10 protein-coding genes are annotated in these 11,850 nt (G+C 53.5%); 2 read left to right on the forward strand and 8 right to left on the reverse strand.

The genetic code is table 11. From position 1 onward, the window contains the following. Nucleotides 1-44: 44 nt before the first annotated feature. The 8 genes from rseP to rpsB all read right to left on the reverse strand — a co-directional run bounded on the left by rseP (nucleotide 45) and on the right by rpsB (nucleotide 7,975). The gene (gene rseP / locus WFP70_RS06755; protein ID WP_038648921.1) at nucleotides 45-1,394 is read right to left on the reverse strand and encodes a sigma E protease regulator RseP; all 1,350 of its coding nucleotides are present in this window, start codon (nucleotides 1,392-1,394) and stop codon (nucleotides 45-47) included. A gap of 12 nt (nucleotides 1,395-1,406) precedes the next feature. Further along, nucleotides 1,407-2,264: a phosphatidate cytidylyltransferase gene (gene cdsA / locus WFP70_RS06760; RefSeq protein WP_034829478.1), complete on the reverse strand. Its 858-nt coding sequence runs from the start codon at nucleotides 2,262-2,264 to the stop codon at nucleotides 1,407-1,409. Nucleotides 2,265-2,282: 18 nt separating this feature from the next. Further along, entirely contained in the window at nucleotides 2,283-3,035 is a 753-nt protein-coding gene (gene ispU, locus WFP70_RS06765; RefSeq protein ID WP_034829480.1) for a (2E,6E)-farnesyl-diphosphate-specific ditrans,polycis-undecaprenyl-diphosphate synthase, read from the reverse strand. 166 nt (nucleotides 3,036-3,201) lie between these two features. After that, complete coding sequence (gene ispC, locus WFP70_RS06770; protein WP_176505770.1) at nucleotides 3,202-4,404, reverse strand: 1-deoxy-D-xylulose-5-phosphate reductoisomerase; 1,203 nt, start codon at nucleotides 4,402-4,404, stop codon at nucleotides 3,202-3,204. 237 nt (nucleotides 4,405-4,641) lie between these two features. After that, complete coding sequence (frr, locus tag WFP70_RS06775) at nucleotides 4,642-5,199, reverse strand: ribosome recycling factor (protein ID WP_034829486.1); 558 nt, start codon at nucleotides 5,197-5,199, stop codon at nucleotides 4,642-4,644. 143 nt (nucleotides 5,200-5,342) lie between these two features. Next, nucleotides 5,343-6,068, reverse strand: coding sequence for a UMP kinase (pyrH, locus tag WFP70_RS06780; RefSeq protein ID WP_034829488.1), 726 nt, complete (start codon nucleotides 6,066-6,068; stop codon nucleotides 5,343-5,345). Between the two features lie 154 nt (nucleotides 6,069-6,222). Beyond that, entirely contained in the window at nucleotides 6,223-7,074 is an 852-nt protein-coding gene (tsf, locus tag WFP70_RS06785) for a translation elongation factor Ts (RefSeq protein ID WP_034829489.1), read from the reverse strand. Nucleotides 7,075-7,255: 181 nt separating this feature from the next. Next, on the reverse strand, nucleotides 7,256-7,975 hold the full coding sequence (rpsB, locus tag WFP70_RS06790) for a 30S ribosomal protein S2 (RefSeq protein WP_034829491.1): 720 nt from the start codon (nucleotides 7,973-7,975) through the stop codon (nucleotides 7,256-7,258). Between the two features lie 320 nt (nucleotides 7,976-8,295). On the opposite strand from rpsB, the gene map reads away from it, so the two are divergent. Both map and glnD read left to right on the forward strand, forming a co-directional pair. Then, on the forward strand, nucleotides 8,296-9,090 hold the full coding sequence (gene map / locus WFP70_RS06795) for a type I methionyl aminopeptidase (RefSeq protein ID WP_034829494.1): 795 nt from the start codon (nucleotides 8,296-8,298) through the stop codon (nucleotides 9,088-9,090). Between the two features lie 67 nt (nucleotides 9,091-9,157). Next, nucleotides 9,158-11,812, forward strand: a complete 2,655-nt coding sequence (gene glnD / locus WFP70_RS06800) for a bifunctional uridylyltransferase/uridylyl-removing protein GlnD (protein ID WP_337023053.1) — start codon at nucleotides 9,158-9,160, stop codon at nucleotides 11,810-11,812. Nucleotides 11,813-11,850 lie beyond the last annotated feature (38 nt).

An 11,850-nucleotide genomic window follows, 5' to 3' on the forward strand; every position in this document is an offset into this window, starting at 1 on the left:
ATGCGTTTTCCTAACACATCCCGCGCCTGTCCGCAGTCCAGCTATTACAGACGTGAGAAATCATTGAAAAGTGCAAGCCCCATTAATAACACCAGCAGAATTGAGCCAATGCGATAACTGAAGTCCTGAACTCGCTCGGACACCGGTCCACCTTTGATCTTTTCGATCGCCAGAAAGAGCAGATGTCCACCATCTAATACCGGCAGAGGGAACAGGTTGATGATCCCCAGATTGACGCTGATCAGCGCCAGGAACATCAGATAATAAATCACCCCGTATTCCGCTGATAACCCTGCACCTTGCGCAATCGAAATTGGCCCGCTCAGATTATTCAGCTTCACATCCCCGGTAATCAACTTGCCCAGCATTGAGACCGTTAACTTCATCAGTTGCCAGGTTTTGACACTGGCTTCACCGATAGCGGCAAAGGGCCCATACTGCCTAACCGTTTTATACTCATCCGGCAGCGGAATGACGCGCGGAATCACTCCCGCAAAGCCTTCCGCTTCATTGCCCGGTTTCGCTTCTGGCGTTAACGTCAACGCCACGAGTTCGCCGTTACGTTCCACATCCAGCGCCATGTTTTTGCGCGGATTATCGCGTACCTGCGCCGCAAAAGCCTGCCATTGTGTTAACGGCTGACCATCGACTTTAACGATCCTGTCGCCTGCTTGCAAACCGGCAGCGCTGGCCGGCGAATTTGCCTGCACTTCAGCTAAGGTCGTTTCGATTTGTGGCCCACGAGGACGAATCCCTAATGCCACAACCGGGTCCTGTTTATCCGGTTCGAACTGCCATTCGCGCAAATCGACCTGCTTCTGCTGCGTGGCATCTTCACCGAATTGCGAGACGGTAAGCGTGGTACTGCTGTCGCCGATTTTTCCGATCAGCGCCATGCGCACTGCATCCCAATCAGGCGTTTCGATACCATCTACCGCTTTAAGTTCCATACCGGAGGTAATTTGCGCTTCAGCCGCGACGGAACCGTTCAGAATTTCGCCAACAACCGGACGCACACCGGGAACGCCGTGGATAAAGACGACCCAATAAGCGAAGACGGCAAAGATGAAGTTAGCAATGGGGCCGGCCGCAATGATCGAAGCACGCTGCAGCACAGTTTTATTGTTGAAGGCCTGATGGCGGAGTTCAGCGGGAACGCTCTCTACGCGTTCGTCGAGCATTTTGACGTAGCCGCCAAGCGGGATCAGGGCAATGACGTATTCCGTGCCCTGACGATCGCTACGACGCCACAACGCTTTGCCAAAGCCAATCGAGAAACGTTCGACTTTGACACCGCAGCGGCGGGCGACCCAAAAGTGGCCGAATTCGTGCACGGTGATCAGTACGCCAAGTGCCACGATAAAGGCGACAAAACTCCAGAGTATGCTCAACATTGTCGCTAATCCTCAGAGGGTGCGGAACACCAGCAGCAGCAGGCAGGCAAAAACCGGCACCGCAGCGGTCAGGCTGTCGATACGATCGAGGATACCACCGTGACCCGGAATCAAGTTACCGCTGTCTTTGATGCCCGCTTCACGTTTGAACATGCTCTCGGTCAGATCCCCCAGAACCGAAGCCAGCGTAGCAATAACGGCACAGATAATCAGCGTACCCGGCGCCACAGAAAGCGGAGCCAGCAGCGCAAACAGCCAGGCGATAATCGCGGATGACAGCAGGCCGCCAAAGAAGCCTTCCCAGGTTTTACCCGGTGACACTTTTGGCGCCAGCTTATGTTTACCAAACAAACGGCCAAACATGTAAGCGCCAGAATCTGCGCCCCAGACCAGCAGCATCACAAACAGCAACCACCATGCTCCCGCAAAGTGATCGGTGTCGTAATGATACTGGCGCAGCGCCATCATGCCCCAGAAGAAGGGAATCACGGTCAGGATGCCGAATAACACGCGGAGTGGGCGCGAAGTGCGCCACAACGCTGCAGAGGCAGGATAAAACAGCACGAGAAACAGGGCGACAATCCACCATCCCAGCGCGGCCCAAAGTGAGCCCTCCATCTGGAACTGGTGCAGATTGCGTTGATAGGGTTGCAGGGTGAACAGCATCACTGAGAGCAATAAACCGCATAACACGGCGAGCCAGATACGCTGCTGACGTGTCTTCATACCCGCCAGCTGCCCCCATTCCCAGGCGGCAAGCATACAGATGATGATAGTGGTAATCGCAAATCCGGACAGCGGTAACCAAAACAGAGCAGCGATCACCAGCGGAATCAGAATAAACGCGGTGATCAGACGAGACTTCAGCAAAGGTTACCCCCAGATTGCTCAGGCGCCGCCTGGTGCCGCGCCGCCAAAGCGTCGCTCCCGCGAAGAGAATGCATTCAGTGCACCTTCAAAAACGTGTTCATCAAAATCAGGCCAAAGAACATCGGTAAACCAAAACTCAGCATAGGCGATCTGCCACAGCAGGAAGTTGCTAATCCGATGCTCTCCCCCGGTCCTTATCACTAAATCCACCGGCGCCAGCTCCTGCATACACAGATAGGGAGCCAGACTTTCTTCGGTTATCTGGTCAGGACGTAATAAACCTTCCTGAACCTGTTCAGCCAGTTTTCTGGCACCCTGGATAATATCCCAACGGCCACCATAGTTGGCAGCAATGTTGAGGGTGAGTCCATTATTTTGCTGAGTCAGTTCCTCGGCGCGACGAATGCGTTCCTGAATACGATTATTGAAACGACTGATATCGCCAATCACGCGCAGACGCACGTTATGCTTGTGCAGGCTTTTGACTTCGCTGTCGAGCGCCCAGACAAACAATTCCATTAAGGCCGTCACTTCCTGTACCGGTCGGCTCCAGTTTTCACTGCTGAACGCATAGAGCGTGAGCGCTTCCAGTTTATGGCTGACCGCAAAGCTGACGGCCCGGCGTACTGATTTTACCCCGGCTTTGTGGCCTGAAATACGCAGTTTGCCCTGATTTTTTGCCCAGCGACCATTACCATCCATAATGATGGCCACGTGACGTGGCGTGCAGTACGACTCGTCATCGATTGTGTTGTGATTGTTGGACGACATAACGCGTAATAATTCCTTTCATCAGAAATGCTGTGGTTTCTGAATACATTGCGCCTGCGGCAAACCCCGGCATCGCTACCAGATGACATCGAAACAATGTCGGGCCGAAAAACGCGAGCGAGCGACTATACCATTTTCACCCTGAGCGAACAAATAGCGGGAAGTATCAACCTGCTAAACGAAAGCGTGGTAGCAATTCTGTGGCACAGATACGCGCTAACCGATCGATCTCCATCACATCCTCAATGCTGCCCGGCTCCTGGCATATCAGGGACGCCAGCACTTCGCTGTTGATGGCGGCGATGTCGGTAAAGCGAATCTGATGCTGCAGAAATGCCGCAACGGCCACTTCGTTTGCCGCATTCAGCGTGGTGGTGGCGGCCTGCCCTGTTGAGCAAGCATCGATTGCCAGCTTCAGGCAGGGATAGCGCTCATAGTCCGGCTCAGCAAACGTCAGTGACTTCATTCGCGTGAAATCGAGTGGCGTTACGCCGGCCGAAATACGTGCTGGCCATGCCATGCTGTGCGCGATAGGGGTTCGCATATCAGGCGATCCCAGCTGCGCCAGCACACTGCCATCGCAGTAACGCACCATGGAGTGAATCACCGACTGCGGATGCAGGATGACTTCCATCTGTGCGTCAGTGGCATTAAATAGCCAGCGGGCTTCAATGTATTCAAGACCTTTATTCATCATGGTGGCCGAATCGACGGAGATTTTACGCCCCATTGACCAGTTCGGATGTGCACACGCTTGATCCGGCGACATAGCGGCCAAATCCGCTAATGGCGTGTCACGAAAAGGACCACCCGATCCCGTAAGGAGAATAGAATCAATGCCATTCTCTCGCAGATCAGCGTACCCCAACTGATGCTGTATGGAAGCGGGTAAACTCTGAAAAATGGCGTTGTGCTCGCTGTCGACCGGCAACAGCTGTGCCTTGTGATGACGCACGGCCTCCATAAACAGGCGGCCGCACGTGACAAGTGACTCTTTATTCGCGAGTAAAACGGTTTTGCCAGCACGAATTGCGGCAAGTGTGGGCTGCAGCCCGGAGGCGCCAACAATAGCCGCCATCACCTGATCCACTTCATCGAGTGCCGCCAGCTCGCAAGCCGCCTGAACGCCGGAGAGCACTTCGGTAGGAAGATTCAATGCTCTCAGTCGCTCACGCAGCGCTTGTGCGGAGGCTTCATCAGACATCGCCGCATAGCGTGGGGTAAATTGCTGACACTGTTCAGCCATCAGCGCTACGTTTTGACCCGCCACCAACGCGGTGACCTGGTACAAGTCTGGATTGGCTGCGATGACTGCCAGTGTGCTGGTACCAATCGAGCCGGTGGAACCCAGCAGAGTTAATCGCTTCATCATGCTATCCCTGTGACGTCGTGGATCGTGCCTGCAACAGCGCCAGGCACAATGTAAAACGCCGCCAGAGTCGCACAACGTCTCTGAACGGCGTTTTATACCCGTCATACTTTAAGTTGCAAGTGTGTTGGCTAAGCTCATCACCCCAGTCACTTACCTGAGTAAGCTCCTGGAGATTCATTCCCTTGCCGCCTTCCTGCACCCTGAATTATTTTGGGTATAGGTAATCTGATGGAATTAGAAATCCATCAGTTCCTTTTCTTTTTCGGCCAATGCGACATCAACATTTTTGATGTAGCCATCGGTCATTTTTTGGATCTCATCCTGCGAGCGACGTTCGTCGTCTTCGCTGATCTCTTTGTCTTTCAGCAGCGCTTTGATCTTGTCGTTAGCATCGCGGCGCACGTTACGAACAGAAACACGCCCCTGCTCCGCTTCACCACGCACGACCTTGATCAGATCTTTACGACGCTCTTCGGTCAGCGCTGGCAGTGGCACACGAATATCGGTACCGGCTGAGCTTGGGTTCAGACCCAGGTCAGATGCCATAATCGCTTTTTCAACGGCCGGGCTCAGTGAGCGGTCAAACACGTTGATTTTCAGCGTACGAGAATCTTCTACCGTGACGCTAGCCAGCTGACGCAATGGCGTAGGTGTACCGTAGTAAGGCACCATAATGCCGTCGAGCAGTGAAGGCGAAGCACGACCGGTGCGCACTTTGCTGATTTGGTTTTTGAATGCTTCCACGCATTTTTCCATGCGCGTGTCGGCATCTTTTTTAATGTCGTTAATCACGTTAAAACCCTTGGATTCGGTTTGACCTGGCCATTTCCGGGCAGCCCGGAAGTGGTATCGATAAACATCGATCATCCTGAAAGCTGCGCGATGCCACTGCATCGCGCCAACAGAATATACCTTATTTTATCTTGCGTCGGGTATTAATGCGTAATCAGAGTGCCTTCTTTTTCACCCATCACTACGCGACGCAGTGCGCCAGGCTTGTTCATGTTGAAGACGCGGATCGGCAGTTGATGGTCGCGAGCCAATGTAAAGGCCGCCAGATCCATCACTTTCAGCTCTTTATCCAGTACTTCGCCATAGGTCAGCTGTTCATACAGCGTCGCGTCCGGGTTTTTCACCGGATCATCTGAATAAACACCGTCAACTTTGGTCGCTTTCAATACCACATCGGCTTCGATTTCGATGCCACGCAGACAAGCGGCGGAGTCAGTGGTAAAGAACGGGTTGCCAGTACCGGCGGCGAAAATCACCACGCGGTTATTGCGCAGCAGGCTGATCGCTTCTGCCCAGCTGTAGTTATCACACACGCCATTCAGCGGAATCGCGGACATCAGACGCGCGTTAACATACGCACGGTGCAATGCGTCTCGCATTGCCAGACCGTTCATCACGGTTGCCAGCATACCCATGTGATCGCCGACCACACGATTCATGCCTGCCTGTGCCAGGCCAGCGCCACGGAACAGGTTACCGCCACCAATAACCACACCCACCTGGATGCCCAGCTCAACCAGCTCTTTCACCTCTTGCGCCATACGGTCAAGCACGCTCGCGTCAATACCAAAACCTTCGGCACCTTGCAGTGCTTCGCCACTCAGTTTTAGCAGGATACGTTGATATACAGGTTTTGCGTTGGTCGCCATGGTCAATTCTTCCTGGAAGATATGATGAATGAGAAGTTAAATCTGATCGATCATCCGCTTAGCGAACGAAAAAAGCTATTGGGATGAGACTGAAAAGTGGTCCACGCAAAACGCAGACAAAAAAGAACCGCCTTCCGGCGGTTCTTTCGGAGCATTAAGACTGTTTGGACATTGCAGCAACTTCTGCTGCGAAGTCAGCTTCAACTTTCTCGATGCCTTCGCCCACTTCGAAGCGGATGAAGTTAATCACGTCTGCGCCTTTCTCTTTCAGAGCCTGGCCAACAGTTTTGCTTGGATCGATAACGAAAGCCTGACCGGTCAGAGAAACTTCGCCGGTGAATTTCTTCATGCGGCCTTCAACCATTTTCTCTGCGATTTCTTTAGGCTTGCCAGACTGCATGGCGATGTCCAGCTGAACCTGGTACTCTTTCTCAACCACATCAGCAGACACGTCTTCTGGCTTAACGAATTCTGGCTTGCTTGCCGCAACGTGCATCGCAACTTGCTTGCTCAGCTCTTCATCAGCGCCGGTGGTAGAAACCACTACGCCGATACGTGCGCCGTGCTGGTAGCTGTTCAGCTGAGCACCTTCCAGGATAGCAACACGACGGATGTTGATGTTCTCACCGATTTTAGCAACCAGCGCTACGCGTTCTTCTTCGAACTGCGCTTTCAGAGCTTCAACATCAGTCACTTTACCAGCAACAGCTGCATCCAGCACTTTGTCAGCGAAAGCCTGGAAACCAGCATCTTTAGCAACGAAGTCAGTCTGGCAGTTAACTTCCAGAATCACTGCGAAACCATCAGCGATTTTGGTTTTGATCACGCCGTCAGCAGCAACGTTGCCTGCTTTCTTAGCGGCTTTGATCGCGCCAGATTTACGCATGTTCTCAATCGCCAGCTCGATGTCGCCGTTCGCTTCGGTCAGCGCTTTTTTGCAATCCATCATGCCTGCGCCAGTACGCTCACGCAGTTCTTTTACCAATGCAGCGGTAATTTCAGCCATTCCAGAATCCTCGATTCGTCTCTGTGTGCGTTAACACTGTCAGAAACTTGTTGCGGAAAATTTACTCTGCCCCGCTTACCCGAAAGAAGCGTGACAAACTTAGATAAATAAAAGGGGCCTGTGCGGCCCCCTTAACAGATAACATCTGATGTCTAAGGGCTCTTAGAAAGAGCGAACCTTATTAAGCTTCAGCAGCTTCTTCAGCCTGCTCAGCCAGATCCTGTGAACGGCCTTCGCGCACGGTGGTCGCAACAGCAGTCAGGTACAGGCTTACAGCACGGATCGCATCGTCGTTACCTGGGATAACGAAATCAACGCCATCTGGATCAGAGTTGGTATCAACGATAGCAAATACTGGGATACCCAGGTTGTTTGCTTCTTTGATTGCGATGTGTTCGTGGTCAGCGTCAACAACGAACAGTGCATCCGGCAGACCGCCCATATCTTTGATACCGCCCAGGCTGTTTTCCAGCTTGGCCAGTTCACGAGCACGCATCAGTGCTTCTTTTTTGGTCAGTTTGTCGAAAGTACCGTCCTGAGACTGAGTTTCCAGATCTTTCAGACGCTTGATTGACTGACGAACAGTTTTCCAGTTGGTCAGCATACCACCCAACCAGCGGTGGTTAACGAAGAACTGGTCGCAGCTCAGAGCTGACTCTTTTACCGCTTCGGCAGCAGCGCGCTTAGTACCAACGAAAAGGATTTTGCCTTTACGTGAAGAGATCTTCTGCAACTCAGCCAGAGCTTCGTTGAACATTGGTACAGTTTTCTCAAGGTTGATGATGTGAACCTTGTTACGAGCACCGAAGATGAATGGCTTCATTTTCGGGTTCCAGTAACGGGTCTGGTGACCAAAGTGAACACCAGCCTTGAGCATGTCGCGCATTGAAACAGTTGCCATGATTACCTCTAAAGTATGATTGGGGTTGGGCCTCCATGTATCCCATACAACCGACCTCTTTCAAGGCACCCCGGCGTATGTGTCGATACATGTGTGTTTTAGTACACATAATGAGTTTTATGCGTTTCCTGCCAGCCAACGAAACGAAGGTGACAGAGAATCGTCGGCGCGCTTTATACCATAACGCGCAGGAATACGCCAACAGTTGTTAGCAGCGTGAGCGAGGAGTCATCCCGATTTGGCAGCCTAATGACTGACTGCTAACATGACTGCCACAGAACTCATTATTGTCGAAAATGTCGGCAATTGCGGATTATTTAATGGCCATTTCAATCAAAACCCCTGAAGAAATCGAAAAAATGCGCGTGGCGGGCCGTCTGGCTGCTGAAGTGCTGGAAATGATCGCCCCGCACGTGGTGCCGGGTGTGACCACAGGTGAACTCGACCGCCTCTGCCACGATCACATCACGAATAAGCAGCAGGCTATCTCAGCCTGTCTTGGCTATCACGGCTTCCCGAAATCGGTGTGTATTTCGGTTAACGAAGTGGTGTGCCACGGCATCCCGAGCGATGACCGCGTTTTAAAAGATGGCGATGTGGTCAACGTTGACGTCACGGTGATCAAAGACGAGTATCACGGCGATACCTCAAAGATGTTCATCGTCGGCAAACCGACTATTCAAGGCGAGCGCTTGTGCCGTGTCACCCAGGAAAGCCTCTACATTGCGCTGCGTCTGGTTAAACCGGGCATCCGCCTGCGTGAGCTGGGCCGTGCGATTCAGCAATATGTTGAAGCACAGGATTTCTCTGTGGTACGTGAATACTGCGGCCACGGCATCGGCAAAGGTTTCCACGAAGAACCACAAGTGTTGCACTATGATGCCGATGACGGCGGCGTGGTGTTGCAGGCGGGGATGACCTTTACCGTTGAGCCGATGGTCAATGCCGGTGATTATCGTATCCGCACCATGAAGGATGGCTGGACCGTAAAAACCAAAGATCGCAGCTTGTCCGCGCAGTATGAGCATACTATTGTGGTGACAGAAAACGGCTGTGAGATTCTTACGCTGCGTGAAGATGACACCATTGCTGCGGTGCTCGAAAACAACGCGTAACGTTCTTCAAGACAGTACCAGGCCGGCATAATGCCGGCCTTTTTTATGGCGCTTACGAGGCATGTCGATGAGTGGTAGCGTGACCGAAGCAGTACACAAAGGCCTGACTGATTCCCCCGCCAGCTGGCCCGATGAAGCCCTGACGCGTGACAAATTAAAACTCTATCTGGAGCAATTCCAGCAGCATCTCGGTATGGCCTTTGATGCCGGTACTGACGTTGAATCACTGATTGATGCCCGCACGCTATTTATCGATCGTCTGTTGCGCCGACTGTGGCGTTTCTACGGCTTCGATAAAATGAAAGAGATTGCGTTGGTTGCGGTGGGCGGCTATGGCCGTGGTGAACTGCATCCGCTCTCCGATATCGATGTCTTGATACTCAGCCGCCAGCCACTGGATGATGCGGCCGCGCAACGCACCAGCGAACTCCTGACGCTGATGTGGGATTTAAAACTCGAAGTTGGCCACAGTGTGCGCACGCTGGAAGAGTGTTTACTGGAGGGGTTGTCCGATCTTACTGTCGCGACCAACCTGATCGAATCCCGCATGCTGACAGGCGATGTCGCCCTGTTCCTTGAGTTGCAGAAGAACATTTTCAGCGATGGCTTCTGGCCGTCCTCTCGCTTTTTCGCGGCCAAGATTGAAGAGCAGCAGGAACGTCATCAGCGCTATCACGGTACCAGCTACAATCTCGAACCCGATATTAAAAGCAGCCCGGGCGGCCTGCGCGACATCCACACCTTACAGTGGGTGGCGCGCCGCCATTTCGGTGCCACCACCATGGATGAGATGGTGGGGTTTGGCTTTATCACGGAGGCCGAGCGTAATGAAATTAATGAATGCCAGGAGTTCCTCTGGCGGATTCGCTTCGCGCTGCACTTAACGCTCACACGCTACGACAACCGCTTGTTGTTTGATCGCCAGCTCACCGTGGCACAGCGGCTCAACTATCTCGGCGAAGGCAATGAGCCGGTTGAGCGCATGATGAAAGATTTTTACCGGGTGACGCGCCGCATTGGTGAGCTCAATCAGATGCTGTTGCAGCTGTTTGATGAAGCGATCCTCGCGCTCTCCACCACCGAGAAACCGCGCAGCATTGATGATGATTTCCAGCTGCGCGGCAATTTGATTGATCTGCGTGACCCCACGTTGTTCGAACGTGAACCGCAGGCCATTCTGCGCATGTTTTATGTGATGGTACGTAATGAGAGCATCACCGGCATTTACTCCACCACGCTACGTCATTTACGCCATGCGCGTCGTCATCTGAAGCAGCCGCTGTGCCAGATTGCCGAAGCGCGAGACACCTTTATGGCGATTCTGCGCCATCCGGGCGCGGTGAAGCGGGCGCTGGTGCCGATGCATCGCCACAGTGTCCTTTGGGCGTATACGCCGCTGTGGGGCAATATTGTCGGCCAGATGCAGTTTGACCTGTTCCATGCTTACACGGTGGATGAGCACACCATTCGCGTCCTGCAAAAGCTGGAAAGTTTCGCCAACGAAGCCACGCGTCCGATGCACCCATTGTGTGTAGAACTCTGGCCGCGTTTGCCACAGATCGAACTGCTGCTGATGGCTGCCTTGTTGCACGATATTGCCAAAGGGCGCGGCGGTGACCACTCGATTCTGGGGGCGCAGGACGCGCTTGATTTTGCCGAATTGCACGGGCTCAACTCGCGGGAAACGCAGTTGGTGGCCTGGCTGGTGCGCCATCATCTGTTGATGTCGGTCACCGCCCAGCGCCGTGATATTCAGGACCCGACGGTGATTCAGCAATTCGCTGAAGTCATGCAGAATGAAAACCGCCTGCGTTATCTGGTGTGTCTCACCGTGGCCGACATCTGCGCCACTAACGAAAGTCTGTGGAACAGCTGGAAGCAGAGCCTGCTGCGTGAATTGTTCTTCGCGACCGAAAAACAGCTGCGTCGCGGTATGGAAAACAGCCCGGACTTGCGCGAACGCGTGCGTCATCATCGCTTACAGGCTCTCGCGCTGTTACGGATGGAAAACCTTAACGAAGAGCGCCTGCACCATATCTGGAGCCGCTGCCGTGCTGACTATTTCCTGCGTCACACGCCGAATCAACTGGCATGGCACGCGCGTCATCTGATCGACCATGACCTTACAAAGCCGCTGGTGCTGGTCAGCCCGCAGGCCACTCGCGGCGGGACTGAAATCTTTATCTGGAGCCCGGACCGCCCTCACCTGTTCGCCGCAGTAGCCGGTGAACTCGACCGCAGAAACCTGAGCGTGCACGATGCTCAGATCTTTACCAGCCGCGACGGCATGGCGATGGATACCTTTATTGTGCTGGAACCGGATGGCAGTCCGCTGGCCGCCGATCGTCATCCGATGATTATGCAGGCACTGGAGCAAGCGATTACTCAAACCGAGTGGGTGCCGCCGCGCACGCGTCGCCAGTCTGCACGACTTAAGCACTTCAGTGTCGATACCGAAGTGAATTTCCTGCCGACGCACACCGATCGTCGTAGCTATCTGGAACTGGTCGCGCTGGATCAACCAGGCTTGCTGGCGCGTGTAGGGGAAGTGTTTGCCGACCTCGGTGTGTCACTGCACGGCGCGCGCATCAGTACGATTGGCGAACGAGTTGAGGATCTTTTCATCCTGGCGGACAGCGAACGGCGCGCACTTGATGTCGAAATGCGCAATGTGCTGCAACAACGGTTGACAGAGGCCCTCAATCCAAACGATAAAGTGTGACCGCAATCGATTTATCGACTTAATTCTCTGTGTCAGCG

The sequence above is a fragment of the Pantoea sp. USMM079 genome, assembly GCF_037153115.1.
GTDB classification, from domain to species: Bacteria; Pseudomonadota; Gammaproteobacteria; order Enterobacterales; family Enterobacteriaceae; genus Pantoea; species Pantoea communis.

Bases quoted from the DNA above. Each gene is read 5' to 3' on its own strand.
- tsf (WP_034829489.1), bottom strand. From the start codon at position 7,074: ATGGCTGAAATTACCGCTGCATTGGTAAAAGAACTGCGTGAGCGTACT.
- glnD (WP_337023053.1), top strand. From the start codon at position 9,158: ATGAGTGGTAGCGTGACCGAAGCAGTACACAAAGGCCTGACTGATTCC.
- pyrH (WP_034829488.1), bottom strand. From the start codon at position 6,068: ATGGCGACCAACGCAAAACCTGTATATCAACGTATCCTGCTAAAACTG.
- rseP (WP_038648921.1), bottom strand. From the start codon at position 1,394: ATGTTGAGCATACTCTGGAGTTTTGTCGCCTTTATCGTGGCACTTGGC.
- map (WP_034829494.1), top strand. From the start codon at position 8,296: ATGGCCATTTCAATCAAAACCCCTGAAGAAATCGAAAAAATGCGCGTG.
- ispC (WP_176505770.1), bottom strand. From the start codon at position 4,404: ATGAAGCGATTAACTCTGCTGGGTTCCACCGGCTCGATTGGTACCAGC.
- rpsB (WP_034829491.1), bottom strand. From the start codon at position 7,975: ATGGCAACTGTTTCAATGCGCGACATGCTCAAGGCTGGTGTTCACTTT.
- ispU (WP_034829480.1), bottom strand. From the start codon at position 3,035: ATGTCGTCCAACAATCACAACACAATCGATGACGAGTCGTACTGCACG.